This window comes from Sulfitobacter sp. M05 (genome assembly GCF_029285175.1).
GTDB lineage: Bacteria > Pseudomonadota > Alphaproteobacteria > Rhodobacterales > Rhodobacteraceae > Sulfitobacter.
On record NZ_JABEDH010000006.1, the window covers coordinates 46,317 to 66,598 of the forward strand.

A 20,282-nucleotide genomic window follows, 5' to 3' on the forward strand; every position below is an offset into this window, starting at 1 on the left:
CGATGAATGGCGGGCGTCACAGCCTTGCCCCGCCCCTGCTAGTTTCTGGACATCAAGATGATTGAAAACCTGCGACGCTACTTTCCGGTTCTGGACTGGGGCCGCACCTACGACCGAAGTGCTTTTTCGGATGACATGATCGCGGCAGTGATTGTTACGATCATGTTGATCCCGCAATCCCTCGCCTATGCATTGCTGGCGGGGCTGCCCCCTGAGGCGGGGATATATGCTTCGATTGCCCCAATTGTTCTTTATGCAATTTTCGGGACCAGCCGCGCCTTGGCCGTGGGGCCGGTGGCGGTGGTGTCCCTGTTGACGGCCTCGGCCATTGGACAGGTGGCTGAACAGGGAACGGCAGGTTATGCGGTCGCTGCATTGACACTGGCGTTTCTGTCTGGCGGGCTTCTGGTGTTGATGGGGGTTTTCCGGCTTGGGTTTCTTGCGAATTTCCTCAGCCATCCGGTGATTGCAGGGTTCATCACCGCCTCGGGCATCCTGATCGCCACCAGCCAGGTTAAACATATATTGGGCGTCAGCGCGCATGGCCACACCCTGCCTGAAATGCTGGGTTCGATTTTCTCGCATCTGTCCGAGATCAACTGGATCACGGTGGTGATCGGTGTGACGGCAACCGGTTTTCTGTTCTGGGTACGCAAGAACCTCAAGCCTGCGCTTCTGCGTATGGGCACGCCTGCCTTACTGGCGGATATCCTGACCAAAACCGGTCCTGTGGTGGCGGTTGTTGCAACGACGTTGGCGGTCTGGGCCTTTGATCTGGGCGGCAAGGGGGTGAAAATTGTGGGCGAAGTGCCGCAAGGCCTGCCGCCGCTTACGTTGCCAAGTGTGTCTCCCGATCTGGTCAGTGCCTTGCTGGTGCCGGCGATCCTGATTTCGGTCATTGGGTTTGTCGAATCCGTCTCTGTTGCACAAACATTGGCGGCCAAGAAACGGCAGCGCATTGATCCCGATCAGGAGTTGATCGGCCTTGGTGCGGCCAACCTTGGTGCGGCCTTCACTGGCGGCTATCCGGTCACCGGCGGATTTGCCCGTTCGGTTGTGAATTTTGATGCCGGTGCGGCGACCCCTGCCGCCGGTGCATTCACCGCAATCGGTCTGGCTTTTGCCTCCATCGCGCTGACGCCGCTGGTTTACTATCTGCCCAACGCAACGCTTGCAGCGACGATCATTGTTGCGGTCCTCAGCCTTGTCGACCTGTCCATTCTCAAGAAAACATGGGGCTATGCGCGCAGGGATTTTGCCGCAGTGGCAGCCACGATTTTCCTGACCCTTGGGTTTGGCGTGGAAATTGGTGTGGCATCGGGTGTGGCACTTTCAATCTTGTTGCATCTTTACAAAAGTGCCCGACCCCATGTGGCCGAAGTTGGGCTGGTGCCCGGTACACAGCATTTCCGAAACATTCGCCGCCATAAGGTGGACACCGATCCGACACTGGTGACATTGCGGGTGGATGAAAGCCTGTATTTCGCGAATGCCCGTTTTCTGGAAGACCTGATCCAGAAGCGTGTGACCACAGGCTGTTCCGTAAGAAACGTGGTGTTGATGTTTTCGGCAGTAAACGAGGTCGACTATTCCGCCCTCGAAAGCCTTGAGGCGATCAATCATCGCCTCAAGGACATGGATGTCCGCCTTCACTTCTCCGAGGTGAAAGGGCCGGTGATGGACCGCCTCAAACGGTCCCATCTGCCAGATGATCTGAACGGCAGGTTCTTCCTGTCGCAATATGACGCCTGGGCGGCATTGATCACAAAGGGCCGCTGATCACGGATGATCAAGGTGCAGGATGCGGCGCGCTTCTTGCCAGGTGGCGACGGGGCGTTCATATTTCTCACACAGGGCCGCAGCGCGCTCCACCAAAGCGGCATTTGACGGGGCCAGAGTATCCCGATCCAGACGTACGTTGTCTTCCAGTCCGGTGCGGGTATGCCCGCCTTTGGCGATGGCCCATTCGTTGATTGTCAGTTGGGCCGCGCCGATCCCCGCAGCGCACCATTGTGCATCGGGGGCAAGCCGCTTCAGCGTTTCGATGTAGAAATCGAAAATCACCTCGTCGGCGGGCATTGCGTTTTGAACGCCCATGACAAACTGCACATAGAGGGGCGATTTCAGCCGCCCGTCTGCCGCCATACGAGTGGCCTGAACGATATGGCCAAGATCAAAGGCTTCGATTTCAGGCTTTACGTCATAGCGGATCATTTCAGAGGCCAGCCAGTCGACCAGATCGGGGCTGTTTTCGTAAACTCGGGTCGGAAAATTGTTCGACCCCACCGACAGCGATGCCATATCAGGAGACAGGGACAACATGCCGCCGCGTTCACGCCCCGCGCCGGACCGCCCGCCAGTTGACAGTTGCACGATCATGCCCGGACAATGTTTCTCCAGCCCTTCCTTGAGCCGTGCAAACCGCTCCGGTTCGGCGGTTGGCTTGCCCTCATCGTCACGCACATGACAATGCGCAATCGCTGCACCGGCTTCGAATGCTGCATGGGTGCTTTCGATCTGTTCGGTGACGGTGATCGGCACCGCGGGGTTGTTTTCCTTGGTTGGCAAAGAGCCGGTGATCGCGACGCAGATGATACAGGGGTTTCCCATGGTGGCCTCAAATGTCAAAAAAGATGGTTTCGTGCGGTCCCTGCAGATGCACGTCGAAACGGTATGTGCCGTCGCTCTGTTTCTTGGCGAGCAAGGTGGAGATACGGTTTTGATGTTCAATCCGGCTGAGGATCGGATCGGCTGAATTCGCGTCTGCTTCGTCTTCGAAGTAGATGCGGGTATGCAGACCCATGTTCAGACCCCGCGCCACGATCCACATAGTGATATGCGGGGCCTGCATCCGACCATCGACAAAAGGCACGGCACCTGGTTTGACCGTTTCAAAACAGAATTCGCCGGTGTTCATATCACCGGGAGAGCGGCCCCAACCGGTAAAATTAGGGTCACTTGTACCACGTGTTTCGTTTTGCGAGGCAAACAATCCCGCTGCATCGGCCTGCCAGATTTCGATCATGGCGTCGCGCAACGGTGTTCCCGTCCCATCAAAGACGATCCCCCTGATGGTGATTTCCTGCCCTTTGACCGTGCCCGTCTTCATCGACACGCCAAGGTCATTGCCATAGATTTCGATGCCGGTGAAGTTCGGGGTGCAGCCGATATGAACATAAGGGCCGGCGGTCTGGCTTGGGCTTTCGCGCAGGTATTCCAGTTTCTGTACCATCTTCACATGCCCTCCTTGCGGTTTTCGAAATAAGTCTGGCGGCGTCCGCGTAAAACGATGTCGAACTTATAGGCCAGGCTGTCCATCGGTGTGGTGCGGTGCATGTCCAGCGGCGCGGTTAGCGCATCCACAGCTTCTTGTGACTTAAGAACCCCGACGATCGGGCATCTCTGGATCAGGGGGTCCCCTTCAAAATACATCTGCGTAATCAGCCGCTGGGCAAAGCCATGGCCAAACACCGAAAAGTGGATATGCGCAGGGCGCCAGTCGTTCATGCCGTTCGGCCAGGGATAGGGGCCTGGTTGTACGGTGCGAAATTCGTATGACCCATCCTCGGATGTGATGGCCCGCCCACAGCCGCCAAAATTGGGGTCCAGCGGCGCAAGGTAACTTTCCTTTTTGTGCCGATACCGGCCGCCTGCGTTGGCCTGCCAGAATTCGATCAGTGCCCCGGGCACACCGCGCCCCATTTCGTCAAGGACACGGCCATGCACAATGATCCGTGGGCCGATCGCGCTTTCACCGGGACGGGCGTAGTTCAGCGTCAGATCATTGTCCAAGGCACCCAACATGCTGTGACCGAACACCGGCGATGTCTCTTCGCTCAGGCTGGTTGGAAACGACAACAGCGCGGCCTGCGGGCTGCGCTTCACGCTGGTCTTGTAAGCGGGGGTCAATGCGTCGGGCTGCCAGTCGCGATCACGTGGTACAAATCCGCCCCGCCGGTTCTGTGGGTTTGTCGGGCTCATAGGTCTACTCCCATTTCCGCATAGGTCTGTTTGGCAAGTTTGATTGCATGATTGGCTTTCGGCACCCCGGCGTAAACCGCTACATGCATAAATGCCTGCAAAACATCCTGTGGCGTTGCGCCGGTGTTGGCGGTTGCGCGGATGTGCATTGGTATTTCTTCAAAGTTGCCGGTGGCCGCTAGCAGTGACAGGGTGAGCATAGAGCGTTCCCGCCTGCTGATCGTATCATCCGACCATAATGTGCCCCATGCGCCTTCTGTGATCATGTTTTGAAACGGGGCGTCAAACGGGCTTTTGCCAGCCTCTGCCCGATCAACATGGGCTTCGCCCAGCACTGCGCGGCGTGTCCGCATACCTTCGTTATACCGGTTATCCATGGGCATACTCCTTTAGGAATGGGTTCAAAATGGCCGCATAGGCGGCAGAGTTCTCGACGCAGGGCAGGTGCCCTGTCCGATCAATAACGTGAAAATCTGCCTTCGGTATCAGGGCCGCGGTCGCCGCGACCAGATCGGGCGGGCTTGCGCCGTCATCACTGCCCGCAATGACAAGGACCGGCAGGCGCAGTACGCGGGTGGTTTCTGTCAGGTCGCATCCGGCAATGGCCGCGCAGCAGGCCGTGTAACCGGCCTGTGGTGTACGGGCCAGCATCGCACCCCAAAGCGGCAGGTTTGTAGAGGTCCGAAAATCAGGCCCGAACCACCGGTCCAGCACAGCGCTTTCCAAAGCGGCAAGCCCATCGGCCTGAATTGCGGCAATCCGGTCTTGCCAAGCCTGGGGGTCCCCCATTTTGACGGCTGTGTTTGACAGAACCAATGCTATCACAAGGTCCGGTCGGCGGGCGGCCAGTTGCTGCCCGATCATGCCACCTATGGACAGGCCAACGAATATGACCGGCCCCAGCTTCATGGCCTCAATCAAGGCGATTGCGTCGCGGCTCAGCGCATCCATCGAATAGGGTCCGCCGGGGCACTCGGACAGGCCGTGCCCCCGCGTGTCATAGCGCAGAATGCGTAGCCCGTCTGGCAGGAGGGGCAAAATTTCATCCCAAAGCCGCAAATCAGTGCCGAGCGAATTCGAGAACAGAACCGGCTGGCCATTGGGGTCACCGGCCTCCTGAACGTGTAGGGTGACCCCGTTTGCAATAACTGCGCGCATCAATAGGGCAACCCGACATAGTTTTCGGCCATGGATTTCTGTGCCGCCTCGTTGGTCCGCAGAAATTCGATTTCGGCTACCTGCATCTTCAAATCAAACTCGGATTGATCAGGATAGCGGTGCATCAGGGAAGAGAACCACCAGCTGAACCGCTCTGCTTTCCAGACACGCGCCAGTGCCTTTTGTGAATAGCTGTCGATGCCTGCTCTGCTGTTGTTTTCGTAGTAATCGCGCAAACCATTGTAGAGGTAGTGAACATCAGAGGCCGCCGTGTTTAGCCCCTTTGCGCCCGTGGGTGGTACGATATGGGCGGCATCACCGCAGAGGAACAACCGGCCCCATCGCATCGGTTCGGTTACAAATGAGCGCAGGGGCGCGATGGATTTTTCGATGCTGGGACCGGTCACCAACTTCTCGGCTTGCTCGGAGGGAATGCGGCGTTTCAGTTCCTGCCAAAAGGCCTCGTCGGTCCAATCCTCGGGTTTGTCACTCAGCGAACATTGAATGTAATACCGGCTTAGGTTCTCGTTGCGCATGGAGCATAGGGCAAACCCCCGGTCGGAATTGGCATAGATCAATTCGTGATTGACCGGCGGCGTCTCAGAGAGGATGCCCAGCCACCCAAAGGGATAGACCTTTTCGTATTCCTTTCGGACATCCAGAGGGATCGCCTGCCGACTGACGCCGTGAAACCCGTCACATCCGGCGATGAAGTCACATTCCAGACGGTGTTGCTGGTCTCCGACAGTATATGTGACCGCCGGCGCATCGCTGTTTGCGTCGTGAATTTCCACGTTTTCCACGTTAAATTCGATTTTTCCGCCCATCGCCTCGCGCGCAGCATAGAGATCGCGCGTCACCTCAGTCTGTCCATAAACGATCACTGGCGTGCCGGTATGTTCGGTGAAATCAATGCGGAACAGGGTGTCACCGCTAGAGACCAGCGTGCCGTCATGCACGATGCCCTCGGCGTGCAGACGATCGGCACATCCGGCTTCTTCCAGAAGCTTGACCAAACCCTGTTCCAATACGCCAGCGCGGATACGGCCAAGGACATAGTCTTTTGTCTTTCGCTCAAGGATGACGCTTTCGATGCCACGCTTGTGCAGAAGCTGTGACAGTAGCAACCCCGATGGACCGCCGCCAATAATTGCAACCTGAGTTTTCATATCGTCCTCCTGACCGTGTTGCATCCCTATCCCATATTTGAATATGCAAGAAAATTGATATACAGCGCAATTTAGTTTCCCATTTGGATATGAATATGGATCGCCGTATTAAATTTCGTCACCTTGATGCCTTTAGTGAAATAGCCCGGGCTGGCAGTTTCAAGGTCGCCGCCGAGCGGCTGAACCTGACGCAGCCGGCAATTTCTAAAACCCTGAAAGAACTGGAGGAAATCCTTGGTGTGGTGGTGCTGCACCGCAGCCGCTCCGGCGTCGAACTGACGGTTCAGGGCGAGATTTTTCTGCAATTTGCAGAGCAAAGTACCGCCGCCCTCAGACATGGATTGCGCAGCATTCAATCGCTAAAGAATGCTTCGACCAAGTTGAGTATCGGCGCGCTGCCAAGCGTTGCGTCCTCCCTTTTGCCAGAGGCGGTGTCGACATTTCAGAGCCTAAACCCCGATACGATGGTGGAAATTCACGAAGGTCCGCATCAGGATCTGACAAGCCGCTTGCGCAGTGGTGGGCTTGATCTGGTGATTGGTCGCTTGGGTAAACCGGACACTATGGTCGGGCTCAGTTTTCGCCAGCTCTATACCGAAGAAGTTGTGGTCGTCGCCCATCCCCAAAGCCGGGCAGTGGCGGTGCGCGATCCAAGCGAACTGGACGGGTTTCGCGTTCTGTATCCACCTAAGGATTCCGCGATCCGTCCATTAACGGCACGGTATCTTATTGCGAAGGGCGTCCCGCTGTTTCGCAATCGGATCGAAACGGCCTCGTCATCCTTTGGCCATGCAGTTGTGCGTGCCGATCCCGATACGGTCTGGATCATCAGTCGGGGGGTTGTGGCGCGTGACATTGCGCAGGGGGCGCTTGTTGCACTTGACCTTGATATGACCGAGACCCGCGGTGCCGTTGGCGTGATGCGGAGGGCCGAAGAAGTGCAATCTGTCGCGGCGCGCTCCTTTTCCAATTTCGTCAGCCGCATGGCAAGGACTTGAATACCATGCCGTCACCGGTCCATGATTTGGATTCACCAGTGGTCAAAGGAATTGAACAACACGTGACAACATCACAAGCCGGTGTTGATCCAACGGCACCGCGCAACATTTCGACGATATATGATAAGACAGATGCCGAATTTCTGTCAAAATCGGTCGGTCAGGTGCTGGGTGAGGGTGCGACCCTCGTCATCGCCAATGATCCGCTGTTTCTGTCACATCTGGCCAATCAGGTTCGCAGCGATTTCGGGATGGTTGGGCTGGATGATGTACCGATCAGCCTGACAAATGTCCGCGCGCGGATTCAGCAATTGATCGAAGGCCGGACCGCTGTGTCGCTGGTGATCGTAGATATGCGATGGGGCACACGCACAGTTGCTGCTGCCGCAAACTTTGAACGCTGGGGGGCCTTGTGTGACAAGCTGGTCGCGCAGGATGGGGTGACAGTAGTGTCGGCCTATTCCCGGGATTTGATGATTGATGACCAACTGTTGGCCGCGATGCGCAGCCACAGCCATTTTTTGGCCCCGTCCGGGCTGCACGGAAACCCGTATTGGTTGCCGCCCGAATACCAGAACGGGGCCACAATTTCGCAACAGATCGGTTTTGTTCTGGGCCGGTTGGTGTCGGATTTTCAAGGGCTGATTGTCGAAGATAACGGAGCCGCTTCCGGGGCAGACCCGCAATGGCTTGCTGTGCCGCGCCGATTGCGCCCCCGTGTCGGCAAGGATGAGATTTGGAAAATCAGATGTTTCGGGCGGCTGCGGATTTATTTGTCGGACGGGAGCCAGATCAAGTGGGATTTGCCCGGCAGTGCGGTGAAAAAGAACAAAGCGTTGTTCGCCTTTCTGTTGCAGAGGGGCGAGAAAGGTGCGCCAACTGATGCGCTGGCAGAGATGTTGTGGTCTGACGAGCCGGACGAAACCAAAAAACGCAAACGGCTGCATCAGGCCATTGCGATGCTACGCAAAACCCTTGGGGGCCCCGAGTACATCAGACGCAACGGGGAATATTACACCTTGGTTCCGCCCGATGGCACATGGATTGATGTCGCCAGCTTCGAACAGCTTTGCAACCGCGCCAAAGTGTTGGAAAAATCAGGCAGCTTTGATGATGCTATTGCCTTACTGGACGGGGCCGACCGCCTGTATTCCGGCCCCCTGTTCGAAGACCTTTCACCGGTCTATTTCGAAAACGAGATGGAAAACTGGGTGGTGCCAAAACGCGCGTGGTTCAAGGACATGGCCCTGAAAGTTCTGCGCGACAAGGCGTCTATGTTACGCCGCCAAGGACAGTACCGTGACGCCATAAGAAACTGTCAGAAAGCCCTGCAAATTGACCCCATTTGCGAGATTGCCCATGCCGAAGCGATGCATGTGTTCCATGCCCAAAACCGCAGTGACGCGATCCGCCGGCAATATGACCAGTTCTTGAAGGCCGTGTCGGCGCTTGAATTGGCACCGGATGGCGACACACTGGAAAAGTTGAAAAACAGCCTCCTTTTTTCTATTTCCTAACAATAGCTTAAAATACCCAAAGAAAAACCAAAGCGGGCAATGTAGAGTGATTCTCAAAAGCGAATGGCTGTCTGGGAGGACTTGTGATGACCGTCGAGAAACACCTCAGTACTGAGGGATACGATATTTTTGACCTCAACGCGCCGCATGCCAAATGGCTGGAGTTGCGCGAAGAGGCGCCAGTGTTTCAGGACCCGCAGACAGGGTACTGGATTGTAACGCGTCATGCTGATGTCAAAGCTGTGTTTGAAGATTGGAACACGTTTTCATCAGACAATGCACAGGCCCCGATGCGGCCAATGTGTGATGCGGGTAAGCAGATTATGAAAGACGGCGGATTTACCGTGTATTCGGGTTTGTCTGCCCGGGTCCCGCCGGATCACACGCGTATCCGCAAGATTGCACAATCCGCATTTGGTCCCCGCCGGTTCAAAGCGATCCAGCCACGTATTGAGGCCATCATCGACCGCCATCTGAACAAAATTGCGATAGCTGGGTCCTGTGATTTTTTCCGCGAAGTGGCCTATGATGTTCCAGCGTTGGTGTTGTTCGCGCTGATGGGTATCCCGGATGACGATGTGCCGAAGGTGAAGGACTGGGCCGCAAGCCGGGCGCTGTTGACTTGGGGCAACTTGAGCGACGAAGAGCAATTGCCGCTGGCGCAAAAGATGGTCGAGTATTGGTCCTATTGCCGTAATCTTGTTGCTGCTCGCAAGGAAACGCCGGGTGACGATTTCCCCACTGATATGGTGCAGGCGCAGGCCAACGGTGCCGATATCACGGATGAGGAAATCGCCGGGGTGATGTATTCCGTGTTGTTTGCCGGGCATGAGACCACCACCACCTTGATGTCGAACGCTGTGATTACCTTGATGTCGAACCGGCACGCTTGGGAGGCCATTTGCGCAGACCCATCCCTGATCCCGAAAGCCACCGAGGAAGTTCTGCGGTTCGAGCCTTCGATTGTGTCATGGCGCCGCCGCGCCAAAACGAAGGCGGCCATCGGCGGTGTGCCTGTACCTGAGGGCGCGAATATTCTGTTGGTGATGGGCTCGGGTAACCGCGACAAAGCGGTTTTTGAGAATGCTGAAACCTTCGACATCCATCGCGATAACGCCCGCAATCATCTTAGTTTCGGCTATGGCATACATTTCTGTATTGGCTTCCAACTGGCGAAACTGGAGTTCGGGATCATGCTGAGAGAACTTGCGTCGCGGTTCCCGAACATGACGATGAAACCGGATCAACACATTGAATATCTGCATAATATCTCGTTCCGCGTCCCGAATAAGGTGATGTTGGATCTGGGTTTGGAGGCTGCCTGATGACCAAATTTACCTTGCCGTTCAGCGGTATCGGAACTGCTGACCATGCCCGTGTGGGTGGGAAATGCGCCAGTTTGGGCGAGATGACTCAAGCCGGTGTTGCTGTCCCCACAGGGTTTGCAGTGACAACGGATTCCTATGTTGCGATGCTGGATGAAACCGGCCTGCGTGCCGAAATCCAAGCACAGCTGGACAGCACCGATTTTGACAATGTGCCCTCTCTTGAACGGTCTGCGCAGGCCATTCAGATCCGTTTCCGTTCTCACAAGATCCCTGCGGCGGTCGAAGCGGCGATCCGCGACGATTACACTGCGATGGGCCGTGACATGCCGGTTGCTGTGCGCTCTTCCGCCACGGCGGAAGACCTGCCTGATGCTTCTTTTGCAGGGCAGCAGGATACTTATCTTTGGGTGGTCGGGGCGGATTCGGTCATTGAACATGTGCGCGATTGCTGGGCGTCCTTGTTCACGGCCCGTGCCATGAAGTACCGCCATGATCACGATCTGGGCCAGATTGATGTGCTGATGAGTGTGGCAGTTCAAAAGATGGTCAATGCCCAGACTGCCGGTGTTGCCATGACGCTTGATCCCCTGACCGGTGATCGCACGCGGATCGTAATTGATGCGTCATACGGGCTGGGCGAATTGGTCGTGTCAGGCATCGTCACCCCGGACAATTTCACTGTCGAAAAAGTGCTGATGGAAGTCATAGACCGCAAGGTTTCCGACAAACATATCGAGCTGGTGCCAGATGTTGCCGCCGCCACCACCGTGGAGCGGGAGGTCGATGCGGACCGGCGCAAGGCGCAATGTCTGACAGATGCGCAGGTGATTGCGGTGGCGAAACTGGCAAAGGCACTCGAACGTCAGAACAAGTGCCCGCAAGATGTCGAATGGGCCTTCGATGCCGACCTTCCAGAGGGGGAAAACCTTGTTGCCCTGCAAAGCCGTCCGGAAACGGTCTGGTCGCAAAAGCCGATAGAGCAACCCGCCAAAAGCTTTGCAACGGGAATGATGGGGATGGTTGGGGCTCTGAACAATCCTGTCGGATCAAAAAAATAAATCAGAACACAGAAATCTCTGGGAGGAGAAGTGAAATGGATGCAAAGACATCAATGTTTCCAAGCGCATATGACCTGAAAGCGCCAGCAGGGGCAGAAGGTTGGGAAGACCTTTATCCCTATTACCTGAAGTTCCAGCCGGCTTTGCGCGAGAAAGAGGACCAAAAATTCTGGTTCTGTGACAGCCAGCATTGGCCGAACCCGTTCAAGCCTTTTGATGCGATGACGGTTGAATTCGCGGTCAAATGTCTTGGCCAGTATAACACCCGCCATTATCTGGTGCCGCCTGCCAATGGTGTCGATTACAGAATCCACAACGGTTATGTGTACATGTCGCCTATCGGGGTCGCGCCCGAGTTGATCGAGGACCGCGTGCCGCAGTTCATGGACCGTGCGGGGCATTACTTCCAGAACTGGCCGTCTCTGCTTGAGAACTGGCACAAAAAGGTAAAAGCCAACATCGACGAGATGGAAGCGATCAGCTTTGAAAAATTGCCTGACGTGGTACCGGTGGAATGGGTCAAGGATGGCGTGGGTCTTGATAACACAACCGCCCTTTCGGAAAACTATGACCGCATGATCCAGCTGATTTATCGGACATGGCAGTACCATTTTGAGTTCCTGAACCTTGGCTATGCCGCCTATCTGGATTTCTTTGGATTCATGAAGGAGCAGTTCCCGTCGATCCCGGATCAGGCGATTGCAAAGATGGTGCAGGGCCACAACAGCGATTTGTTCCGACCCGATGACGAGGTAAAGAAACTTGCCCGTCTCGCGGTGGAACTGGGCGTTGCAGAGGCATTGAAAACCGGTTCGGTAGAGGAAGCGCTGGCCGCGGTTCAAAGCCAGCCGGAGGGTGCCAAATGGGTTGCGGCATGGGAAGCCGCGAAAGACCCGTGGTTCAATTACACCACCGGCAATGGTTTTTATTCAACCGACAAATACTGGAACGAACACCTTGATATTCCACTGGGGTATCTGCGCAATTACATTGAACGGATCGAGGCGGGTGAGACAATAGAGCGTCCGATGGACGCGCTTCACGCCGAACGTGACCGGATTGCGTCAGAGTATCAGGAGATGATGTCGCCTGAAGCCGCTGAGGCGTTTCAAGGTAAAATGGGGCTGGCTCGGACGGTCTATCCATATGTCGAAGATCACAATTTCTACATCGAACATTGGTCGATGGGCGTGTTCTGGAAAAAGATGCGTGCGCTGTCCAAGCTGCTTCACGAAGAGGGGTTCTGGCCAACCGAAGACGGTATGTTCTACCTGACCCGTAACGAGGTGCGGGATGTCATTTTCGACTATGGCAATGCTTGGGCTGTTGGCGGCGAATGGGCCGGACCAACACATTGGCCGCAAGAGATCGAGCGGCGCCGTGGCATCATTGATGCGCTGGCGACGCAGGCACCGCAGCCCGCATTGAACAACCCGCCCGAGGTGATCACGGAACCGTTTACCATCATGTTGTGGGGCATCACTTCGGACTCGATCAAGAACTGGATTGGCGGCGATGAGGCCAGCGAAGGCCTGACCGGCATGGCGGCAAGCCCCGGTGCGGTTGAAGGGATCGCGCGGGTGATCCGCAACCCGGATCAGCTGGACGAGATTGAACAGGGTGAAATCCTTGTTGCGCCGGTCACCGCGCCAAGCTGGGCACCTGTGTTTGGCAAGATTCAGGCCACTGTCACCGACATTGGCGGCATGATGAGCCACGCTGCCATTGTGTGCCGCGAATACGGCTTGCCGGCGGTGACGGGAACCGGATCTGCCAGCACCAAGATCAAGACAGGTGACAGGATACGTGTGGACGGCAACACCGGACAGGTCACCGTGTTGAGCTGACGCAAGGCCGGGGTGCGCATCTGGCGCACCTCGCATGAACTGGAGGCAGGAATGCTTGATTTGAGCCAAGGTTTTGAACGGTACGATCCCGTATGGCGCGCCGCCAAACCCTATATGCGGGCCCGCAAAAACGACGTCCACATCCCGTTGTCATTCGCGTGGGCCGCGCAGTTGCTGGAAACCTATACAGAAGCGGACCGCGATATATGTCTGTTGGCCATCCTGCTGCATGATATCGGGTGGCATTCGATCGACATGCAGGACATCATCGAAAAGGGGTTCAGCGGGCCCAATATGCTGCAATCCGACGTGCGCTATCTGCACGAAGAAGAAGGCGTAAGACTGGGCACCGAAGTGCTGAGATCTACGGCTTGGGATGATGCCACAATCGACGCCGTTTGCGAGATCATCGACGGGCACGACACAAGGCCGGACCCGCGGCATCTGAATGACCGGATCGTCAGGGACGCAGACAAGCTGTGGCGCTTTGACGTGACCGGTATCGCCGTCGCCTGTGACTGGTTCAAACTGACGCCCGGTGCCTATGCAGAGCGGCTTGAGGATCAAAAAGACAAACTTGAAACCGAAGCGGGCCGGCAGTTTGCTGCACAAACACTGGCCGCATCACGTAACACATTGATGTTGCACGTACTCTAGGGGAACTCACATGGAGATGTTTATCAACGGGGCATGGACTCCGGCGGCCTCTGGCGCGCGCCAGAACGTGACGGCGCCGGCCACCGGCGCGGTTTTTGACAGCGTTCCAACCGGGGATGCAGGGGATGCCAATGCCGCCATCGAGGCCGCAGCGCAGGCGTTTGAGAGCTGGAAACAGGTACCCATGACCGAACGTGTCCGCATTCAGAAAGCCTGTGCCCAGGCGATGCGCGACAACGCGGATGCAGTTGGCGCGACACTTAACCGCGAACTGGGTCGCCCTTTGCAGGCCTGTGTCGCCGAGATCACCCGCTCAGCCGATTTGCTGGATGTATACGGCGAAGAAGGTCTGCGCTTGAATGCCACGATGTCGCTGGCGTCGGGAATGGGTGAAAAGACCATTGTCACCCGTGATCCTTTGGGTGTGGTCGTGGCGATCACACCTTTCAACTATCCGATCACGCTGTTGATGTTCAAACTGGGTGCCGCACTTGTTGCTGGCTGCACTGTTGTGGCCAAACCGGCGGAAGACACGCCGCTGTCTACCCTGATGCTGGCCAAACTGTTCTTTGATGCAGGGCTTCCGCGAGGCGTGTTCAATGTCGTCACGGGCAGGGGCCGCGGCATTGGCACGGCGATGATCGAACATCCTGTGCCGCGCAAAATTGCCTTTACTGGTGGCACCGCCGCCGGCAAGGCCATTGCGGCGGCGGCGACAGGAACATTGAAGCGTGTGACGCTTGAACTGGGCGGACAAAGTGCCGCTATTGTTTGTGCCGACGCCAATCTTGAAAAGGCGGTTAATGCCATTGCGCGGCATGGTTTCGCCAATTCGGGACAGTTCTGCTACCGCGTCAACCGCGTCTATGTGGAACGTCCGGTGTACGAGGCATTCTTGAACGGGCTGGCTGAAAAGGCGGCACAGCTAACGCTGGCTCCGGCGGGCTGTGATGGTGATCTTGGTCCGCTGGTTAATGAAAAAATCTATGCCAATAGCGAAATACAGGTCGCCGATGCACGTGAAAAAGGTGCGCGGGTAATCCTTGGTGGCGACCGCCAGACAGGTGCCGGATTTGACCAAGGGTTCTATTTCCCGCCAACGATCATTGCCGATGCAACCCACGACATGCTTGTGCTGACCGAAGAAACCTTTGGTCCGGTGCTTGGTATCTGTGTTGTAGATGATGCTTTCGAGGCGCTGAAACACGCGAACAACAACCGGTACGGTCTGGCGGGGTTTGTCTTTGCTGGCGATCTGGCCAAGGGTTTGACCCTTTGCGAGGGAATGGAAGCGGGTTCGGTCTGGTTGAACGACATTCACCGGTCGTCTCACTACGTGCCATTTGGCGGTATAAAGGAAAGCGGCCTTGGCCGCGAAAAGGGCCGCTATGGTGTTGAAAGTTATCTGGAATACAAAACCATGTACCTCAGTTACGAGGTCCCTGCGTGATTGCCGATACGCTCATATCCCGCGACCTTGCGCTTTGGCAGGACGCCCGCGGTTTTCTTGATGTGCGTTCAAATGACGTTCACACGTTGATCTCCTATCGCTTGGCGCGGGCCTTGCTGGCAGAAGAGGGCGGTGCTGATGCGGCCATCGTACTGCCGGCGATTTTGCTGCACGATGTTGGGTGGAAACGGATTGATCCTGAGCTGCTTAGCCAGGCCGTGGGCCCCAACGCAACACGTCCCGATCTGGTGCGCGCGCATGAGGTGCATGGTGTGGAAATCGCCGGTGAAATTCTGCGCAGGCACCAGCCGAACGGTGTTGATATTGATGCGGTGCTTGCAATCATAGACCGCCACGACACGGGGCAGGGGGCGACATCGCCAGAGGATGCTCTTGTCAAAGATGCTGACAAAGCGTGGCGGTTTACACCGCATGGGGTGGCAACAATCAGCGGTTGGTTCGGCAACGGGATTGATGAAACTCTGGCAATGCTTGAGGACTTTGTGATGCCCACGATGTTGACCCCCGCAGGGCGGATCATCGCCGGTGCCCTGTTGGCGGCAGGACGTGCCGAAGCACAGTCAAAACACTATCTAAAGGAAATCTAGAATGTCCGATCTGGGATTAGCGAATAAACGCGTCATCGTTACAGGTGCCGCTGGCGGTCTGGGGCGCGCCTTTGCCGAAGGGTTTTCAGACGCCGGCGCACATGTCATTGCCGCCGATCTGAACGAGAGCGGCGCGCGCGAAACCGCAGAAGGGATCACCCGCGCGGGCGGACAGGCAATCGGGGCCAAGGTGGATGTTACCAGCGCAACAAGCTGTGCCGCCCTTGCCACCGTGGCCGAGCAGACCCTTGGCGGGCTTGATATCGTGATCAACAATGCCGCGATCTATGCCGGGCTTGAACGCAAGCCTTTTGCCGAGATCGAGGAAGATGTCTGGGACAAGGTGATGGCGGTCAATGTTAAAGGGGTCTGGCAAATGACCCGCGCCGCTTCACCCCTGATAAAGCAGGCCGGCGGTGGCGCGATTGTCAACGTGGCCTCTGCCACGGTTTTCTCCGGCTCGCCGCAATGGATGCATTATGTGGCCTCCAAAGGGGCAGTCATCGCAATGACGCGGTCTCTGGCGCGTGAGCTGGGGGATGATGGCATCCGCGCAAATGTCATTGCACCGGGTTTTACCCTGACCGAGGCCAGCCTTGATTTGATCGAGGATGCACAGAACTACGGCGTGACGCGCGGGGCGCTCAAGCGGTCTGCGGATGCGCATGATATGGTCGGGTCGGCGTTATATCTGGCATCTGATCTTGCTGGTTTTGTCACCGGACAAACCCTTGTCGTCGACGGTGGTCGGCAATTCATCTGAGGAGCAGAATATGACCAAGCTGGTATTTATCGAACCTTCCGGTATGCGCCGTGAGATTGAGGTGACAAGCGGACAAAGCGTCATGCAGGCCGCAACCACTGCCGGCGTGGCCGGTATTGATGCGGAGTGTGGCGGTTCCTGCATGTGTGCGACCTGTCACTGTCTGGTTGTTGAGGCACCCGTTTCCCTGCCCAAAATGGAAACCGACGAGGCCGACACGCTGGAATTCACCGCCGAAGAGATGCATGACAACAGCAGACTGACATGCCAGCTGGCTGTGACGGAGGATCTGGGCGGGACTGTTTTCAAAGTGATCGGGCGCTAGCATGGCAGGCGTTTTGATCATCGGGGCCGGGCATGGCGGTGTACAATTGGCCGCCAGCCTGCGCGACGCGGGGTTTGACGGCGCCGTCAGCCTGCTGTCGGAAGACCCGGATTTCCCCTACCACAAGCCGCCACTGTCCAAATCCTTCATGGCGGCGCATGATACCGCGTTGCAGCCCTTGCGCGCCGAGGTGTTCTTTGAACAGAATCGGATTGACCTGAAACTGGGCACCGTTGTGGAACAGATTGACCGGTCCGCCAAAGTGGTGGTTTGCAGCGATGGCCGCAAAATTGCCTATGACAAGCTGGTCATTGCGACTGGAACCCGTGCGCGCAGGCTGTCGATACCGGGGGCCGATCTGCCCGAAGTGTTTTACCTCAGGACTGCACAGGATGCGCGGGCAATGCGCGCGGCCTTACCTTCCATGCGCCGTGTAGCTGTGATCGGCGGAGGCTTTATCGGGCTTGAGGCCGCGGCCATGTTGTCAGGGCGCGGGGTGAAGGTTGACGTAATCGAAGTGGCGCCGCGTTTGTTGGGCCGGGCCACAAGTGATGCCATCGCGCAGCAGGTTGCCAACCATTTGCAGTCAATCGATGTCACCCTGCATCTGTGCCAGACGGTGGATGCGATTACGCAAAAGGACGGCAACGTTTGCGGCATCGATCTGGGAGGCAATGTGCTGGCCGCCGATCATGTCCTTATTGGAGTCGGTGCCTTGCCGGTTGATATGCTGGCGCGGGATGCGAGTCTGCGTACGGAAAATGGCATCCTTGTCGATGAATTTCTGCGCACAGAAGATGCCGATATCTTTGCAATTGGCGATTGTGTCGCCTTTCCTCAGGTCCACCTGGGTTTACGCACAAGGTTGGAGTCGGTTCAGAACGCAACCGATCAGGCGCGTGCATTGGCTTTGACGCTGACAGGTAGCCCGGCGCCCTACACCGCCCTGCCTTGGTTCTGGTCGGACATTGGCAAGCTTAAGGTTCAGATTGCTGGCTTGTCCGACGAAGCGGATGAACAGATAGAGACACGCGACGCGGAGGGTAATTTGAAATCGGTCTATCACCTGAAAAATGGTCATCTGGTAACATGCGAAACCTTGAACAGCGGCGGTGAACATATGTTGTCACGCAAGATGATTGCGGAAGGGTTCACGCCAACACGGGAACAACTGGCATCCGGGGACGTGAAAACGCTTAAACAATCCTATATGGCGGCACGGAACCGTTAGCCCCGGTCAGATGGCTTAGGTGATTTGCGAATCCCTGATCCGGCCACGATGGCCATATGGGGTTTCACCGTAGCGTTCCTTGTAATGCCGGGAAAACAGGCTGCGGGCATTAAACCCCGCGGCAACTGCAATTTCTTCCACGCTTAGATCGGTTTCCATCAGCAGTGATCTTGCCCGATCCAATCGGATATTTCGATAGGTCTGGGCAGGGGCCTCGTCCAGCAACTGTCTGAATTGGCGCTCGATCTGACGGCGCGAGATGCCCGCATGTGTGGCCAGTTCATCCAGTGTTAGCGGGTTCTCGATATTTTCATACATCGCCCGCAGCACGGCAAGAACGCGCGGGTTTCTTGAGCTGATCGCCTTCGCAATCGAGGACCGCTGTTCGACGCGCGTGGTGACATCCGGCCCGTTTAGACACATGTCTGAAACGGCGATGGCAAAATCCTCGCCATAGTCTTTTGCAATGATGGAAATCATCATTTCTGTTGCCGCGACACCGCCGCCACAGGTCAGCAGGGTGCCATCTTCCTCAAATCTTTGCGGTGTTGGCTCAAGATCGGGAAAGGCTTCGATAAATCCGGGTTGGTTTTCCCAATGCAATGTGAACCGTTTCCCACCAAGAAGCCCGGCACGTGCAAGCGTCGCGGCACCGGTGCAGATGCCGCCGACCTTCCCGCCAAACCGGGCATGGCGGCGGACCTGCCCCAGCAGGTTTTCCGGTGCCACCTTGGTGCCGTTGTTACCCGAGCAAACGAAAAGATAGGTGTCGGCAGCCAAGTCTGCGATGCCGGCCTGCACGTCGATGTCGATCCCTGACGATGATGTTACCGCCTTGCCGTCTTGTGAAAGGGCTGACCAGCCGTAAAGTGGTTTCTGGGCAAGCTGGTTGGCGATGCGCAGCGGATCAAGCGCGGCGCTAAAGGCAAGCAGGGTGAACTGGGGCAGCAGCAGGAACCCAAACCAGCGGGTCGGTTTTGGGTTTTTAACCGGATAGCTGAACGCACCCGCCGGCACGAGGTCGGGCCGGTCCAGATCTGCTTGATCGCGTTTGCTCATGTCTTCTCTTTCAGCCCGAGGAACGGGGCGGCAGCCGGGCCCCAACGGGCCCGAAACTGTTGGTTTGCAATATATGATTGCCAGATTAGACTACTTTGCCATCTGGCTGTCTACTTGTTGTTCTTCGTTAATCATCGCCTGCAACTGCCGGCGGAACCGCAATTGCCCGCCATCAATCGGCAAGTCAATATGCGGCGTTGTCTTGTTGCTCATGCCTTTTTGAACCTCGTTCAGAACATCACGGTCTTCCTCAAAGGCGTGCTGAACGTCTTCGGACATCATCTTGGACAGCTCTTTATCATCCGGGCGGATATTACGCAGCTGGAACCAGTAATACCGTGTTTGCGTCTCTGTCGTCGGGGTCATGAAATTATAACTGTCCATGACAAACGTCTTTTCATGCAGCAGGCCATCAGGGCCGCCCGTGCCTGCGGGCGTGAAAACAGCCTTAATCAAGGCATGGGATGGATAGCGCACTTCGTAGTGTTGCAAGCGGTCGCAATTGCCCTCGAATTCGACAACTTTTTTGTAAAACGGTGCCGGCTCGTGATCCATCATCCAGCGATGCACGATCACACCGTCGTCAGTCTTTTTTATGCGCAGCGGCGTGTCTTTGGTGGCATCAGCGGCAAAGCTGCTCTGGTGGACCCATGCAACATGTGTCGGGTCCAACAGATTGTCGCACATCAGCAGATAGTTGCAGTCCAGCTCCATCGCGTCGCCACGGTTGATGCCCCATGCAGGATCTGCGTAATTCTCGATCTCGAAGATATCCGAGGGATCAGCCAGCGCCGGATTGCCCATCCAAATCCAGACCAACCCGTATTTCTCGTGCAGCGGATAGGCACGCACCTTGGCATTCGACGGGATACCGCCCGAGCCGGGGGCCCAGACACATTGCCCAGCACAGTTAAATGTTAGCCCATGATAGCCGCATTCGACCGTATCTCCTTTGATCCGGCCCTTGCTGAGTGGCAGCTTGCGATGCGGACAAGCATCCTCAAGCGCCACCAGCTCGCCAGCTTCAGAGCGGAAAACACAGATCTTTTCACCAAGCACCATAATCTGTTGCAATTCACGTGTGATCTCGTGATCCCAAGCGGCAACGTACCAAGCGTTCTTTAAAAACATCT

Annotated in this window: 20 protein-coding genes; 12 read left to right on the top strand and 8 right to left on the bottom strand. The window is 56.5% G+C overall.

Annotated elements, in window-relative coordinates:
- Positions 1-57 precede the first annotated feature (57 nt).
- Positions 58-1,779 carry a sulfate permease gene (sulP, locus tag HKX44_RS17595; protein WP_276152742.1) on the top strand — a complete coding sequence of 574 codons (1,722 nt, stop codon included), beginning with the start codon at positions 58-60 and terminating at the stop codon, positions 1,777-1,779.
- On the opposite strand, the gene HKX44_RS17600 is transcribed toward sulP, so the two are convergent.
- From HKX44_RS17600 to pobA, 6 genes are read right to left on the bottom strand one after another with little or no spacing between them, the layout of a single operon-like run.
- Positions 1,780-2,610, bottom strand: a complete 831-nt coding sequence (locus HKX44_RS17600; RefSeq protein WP_276152741.1) for a 3-keto-5-aminohexanoate cleavage protein — start codon at positions 2,608-2,610, stop codon at positions 1,780-1,782.
- Between the two features lie 7 nt (positions 2,611-2,617).
- Positions 2,618-3,232, bottom strand: coding sequence for a protocatechuate 3,4-dioxygenase subunit alpha (gene pcaG, locus HKX44_RS17605; RefSeq protein ID WP_276152740.1), 615 nt, complete (start codon positions 3,230-3,232; stop codon positions 2,618-2,620).
- A 2-nt stretch (positions 3,233-3,234) separates the two neighbouring features.
- On the bottom strand, positions 3,235-3,981 hold the full coding sequence (gene pcaH / locus HKX44_RS17610) for a protocatechuate 3,4-dioxygenase subunit beta (protein WP_276152739.1): 747 nt from the start codon (positions 3,979-3,981) through the stop codon (positions 3,235-3,237).
- Complete coding sequence (gene pcaC / locus HKX44_RS17615; protein ID WP_276152738.1) at positions 3,978-4,358, bottom strand: 4-carboxymuconolactone decarboxylase; 381 nt, start codon at positions 4,356-4,358, stop codon at positions 3,978-3,980. Before pcaC ends, pcaH begins: the two co-directional genes overlap by 4 nt.
- Positions 4,351-5,139, bottom strand: a complete 789-nt coding sequence (gene pcaD, locus HKX44_RS17620) for a 3-oxoadipate enol-lactonase (RefSeq protein WP_276152737.1) — start codon at positions 5,137-5,139, stop codon at positions 4,351-4,353. The genes pcaC and pcaD overlap by 8 nt, the downstream gene beginning before the upstream one ends.
- Positions 5,139-6,308 carry a 4-hydroxybenzoate 3-monooxygenase gene (pobA, locus tag HKX44_RS17625; protein ID WP_276152736.1) on the bottom strand — a complete coding sequence of 390 codons (1,170 nt, stop codon included), beginning with the start codon at positions 6,306-6,308 and terminating at the stop codon, positions 5,139-5,141. The genes pcaD and pobA overlap by 1 nt, the downstream gene beginning before the upstream one ends.
- Before the next feature lie 95 nt (positions 6,309-6,403).
- On the opposite strand from pobA, the gene pcaQ reads away from it, so the two are divergent.
- The 11 genes from pcaQ to HKX44_RS17680 all read left to right on the top strand — a co-directional run bounded on the left by pcaQ (position 6,404) and on the right by HKX44_RS17680 (position 18,090).
- Entirely contained in the window at positions 6,404-7,306 is a 903-nt protein-coding gene (gene pcaQ, locus HKX44_RS17630) for a pca operon transcription factor PcaQ (protein ID WP_276153241.1), read from the top strand.
- A gap of 5 nt (positions 7,307-7,311) precedes the next feature.
- Positions 7,312-8,823: a BTAD domain-containing putative transcriptional regulator gene (locus tag HKX44_RS17635; RefSeq protein WP_276153240.1), complete on the top strand. Its 1,512-nt coding sequence runs from the start codon at positions 7,312-7,314 to the stop codon at positions 8,821-8,823.
- Between the two features lie 86 nt (positions 8,824-8,909).
- Entirely contained in the window at positions 8,910-10,148 is a 1,239-nt protein-coding gene (locus tag HKX44_RS17640; RefSeq protein ID WP_276152733.1) for a cytochrome P450, read from the top strand.
- Positions 10,148-11,209, top strand: coding sequence for a PEP/pyruvate-binding domain-containing protein (locus HKX44_RS17645; protein ID WP_276152732.1), 1,062 nt, complete (start codon positions 10,148-10,150; stop codon positions 11,207-11,209). Before HKX44_RS17640 ends, HKX44_RS17645 begins: the two co-directional genes overlap by 1 nt.
- A 35-nt stretch (positions 11,210-11,244) precedes the next feature.
- On the top strand, positions 11,245-13,056 hold the full coding sequence (locus HKX44_RS17650; protein WP_276152731.1) for a PEP-utilizing enzyme: 1,812 nt from the start codon (positions 11,245-11,247) through the stop codon (positions 13,054-13,056).
- A gap of 51 nt (positions 13,057-13,107) precedes the next feature.
- Positions 13,108-13,713, top strand: a complete 606-nt coding sequence (locus HKX44_RS17655; protein WP_276152730.1) for an HD domain-containing protein — start codon at positions 13,108-13,110, stop codon at positions 13,711-13,713.
- Positions 13,714-13,723: 10 nt separating this feature from the next.
- Entirely contained in the window at positions 13,724-15,163 is a 1,440-nt protein-coding gene (locus HKX44_RS17660; RefSeq protein ID WP_276152729.1) for an aldehyde dehydrogenase family protein, read from the top strand.
- Positions 15,160-15,771, top strand: coding sequence for an HD domain-containing protein (locus HKX44_RS17665; RefSeq protein ID WP_276152728.1), 612 nt, complete (start codon positions 15,160-15,162; stop codon positions 15,769-15,771). The genes HKX44_RS17660 and HKX44_RS17665 overlap by 4 nt, the downstream gene beginning before the upstream one ends.
- A 1-nt stretch (position 15,772) precedes the next feature.
- The gene (locus HKX44_RS17670; RefSeq protein ID WP_276152727.1) at positions 15,773-16,534 is read left to right on the top strand and encodes a glucose 1-dehydrogenase; all 762 of its coding nucleotides are present in this window, start codon (positions 15,773-15,775) and stop codon (positions 16,532-16,534) included.
- 10 nt (positions 16,535-16,544) lie between these two features.
- Positions 16,545-16,859: a 2Fe-2S iron-sulfur cluster-binding protein gene (locus tag HKX44_RS17675; RefSeq protein ID WP_276152726.1), complete on the top strand. Its 315-nt coding sequence runs from the start codon at positions 16,545-16,547 to the stop codon at positions 16,857-16,859.
- A 1-nt stretch (position 16,860) separates the two neighbouring features.
- On the top strand, positions 16,861-18,090 hold the full coding sequence (locus tag HKX44_RS17680) for an FAD-dependent oxidoreductase (RefSeq protein WP_276152725.1): 1,230 nt from the start codon (positions 16,861-16,863) through the stop codon (positions 18,088-18,090).
- A 15-nt stretch (positions 18,091-18,105) separates the two neighbouring features.
- Here the strand turns inward: HKX44_RS17680 and HKX44_RS17685 are convergent, their stop codons facing one another.
- Both HKX44_RS17685 and HKX44_RS17690 read right to left on the bottom strand, forming a co-directional pair.
- A complete protein-coding gene (locus HKX44_RS17685; protein WP_276152724.1) occupies positions 18,106-19,149 on the bottom strand; it encodes a GlxA family transcriptional regulator in 1,044 nt (347 codons plus the stop codon).
- 90 nt (positions 19,150-19,239) lie between these two features.
- Positions 19,240-20,280: an aromatic ring-hydroxylating dioxygenase subunit alpha gene (locus HKX44_RS17690; protein WP_276152723.1), complete on the bottom strand. Its 1,041-nt coding sequence runs from the start codon at positions 20,278-20,280 to the stop codon at positions 19,240-19,242.
- Positions 20,281-20,282 lie beyond the last annotated feature (2 nt).

Coding starts and splice junctions, on each gene's coding strand:
- pcaG (WP_276152740.1), bottom strand. CDS start 3,232: ATGGTACAGAAACTGGAATACCTGCGCGAAAGCCCAAGCCAGACCGCC.
- HKX44_RS17660 (WP_276152729.1), top strand. CDS start 13,724: ATGGAGATGTTTATCAACGGGGCATGGACTCCGGCGGCCTCTGGCGCG.
- pcaH (WP_276152739.1), bottom strand. CDS start 3,981: ATGAGCCCGACAAACCCACAGAACCGGCGGGGCGGATTTGTACCACGT.
- HKX44_RS17685 (WP_276152724.1), bottom strand. CDS start 19,149: ATGAGCAAACGCGATCAAGCAGATCTGGACCGGCCCGACCTCGTGCCG.
- HKX44_RS17650 (WP_276152731.1), top strand. CDS start 11,245: ATGGATGCAAAGACATCAATGTTTCCAAGCGCATATGACCTGAAAGCG.
- HKX44_RS17670 (WP_276152727.1), top strand. CDS start 15,773: ATGTCCGATCTGGGATTAGCGAATAAACGCGTCATCGTTACAGGTGCC.
- HKX44_RS17680 (WP_276152725.1), top strand. CDS start 16,861: ATGGCAGGCGTTTTGATCATCGGGGCCGGGCATGGCGGTGTACAATTG.
- pobA (WP_276152736.1), bottom strand. CDS start 6,308: ATGAAAACTCAGGTTGCAATTATTGGCGGCGGTCCATCGGGGTTGCTA.
- HKX44_RS17645 (WP_276152732.1), top strand. CDS start 10,148: ATGACCAAATTTACCTTGCCGTTCAGCGGTATCGGAACTGCTGACCAT.
- HKX44_RS17675 (WP_276152726.1), top strand. CDS start 16,545: ATGACCAAGCTGGTATTTATCGAACCTTCCGGTATGCGCCGTGAGATT.
- HKX44_RS17600 (WP_276152741.1), bottom strand. CDS start 2,610: ATGGGAAACCCCTGTATCATCTGCGTCGCGATCACCGGCTCTTTGCCA.
- pcaC (WP_276152738.1), bottom strand. CDS start 4,358: ATGGATAACCGGTATAACGAAGGTATGCGGACACGCCGCGCAGTGCTG.
- HKX44_RS17690 (WP_276152723.1), bottom strand. CDS start 20,280: ATGTTTTTAAAGAACGCTTGGTACGTTGCCGCTTGGGATCACGAGATC.
- pcaQ (WP_276153241.1), top strand. CDS start 6,404: ATGGATCGCCGTATTAAATTTCGTCACCTTGATGCCTTTAGTGAAATA.
- HKX44_RS17655 (WP_276152730.1), top strand. CDS start 13,108: ATGCTTGATTTGAGCCAAGGTTTTGAACGGTACGATCCCGTATGGCGC.
- HKX44_RS17640 (WP_276152733.1), top strand. CDS start 8,910: ATGACCGTCGAGAAACACCTCAGTACTGAGGGATACGATATTTTTGAC.
- pcaD (WP_276152737.1), bottom strand. CDS start 5,139: ATGCGCGCAGTTATTGCAAACGGGGTCACCCTACACGTTCAGGAGGCC.
- sulP (WP_276152742.1), top strand. CDS start 58: ATGATTGAAAACCTGCGACGCTACTTTCCGGTTCTGGACTGGGGCCGC.
- HKX44_RS17635 (WP_276153240.1), top strand. CDS start 7,312: ATGCCGTCACCGGTCCATGATTTGGATTCACCAGTGGTCAAAGGAATT.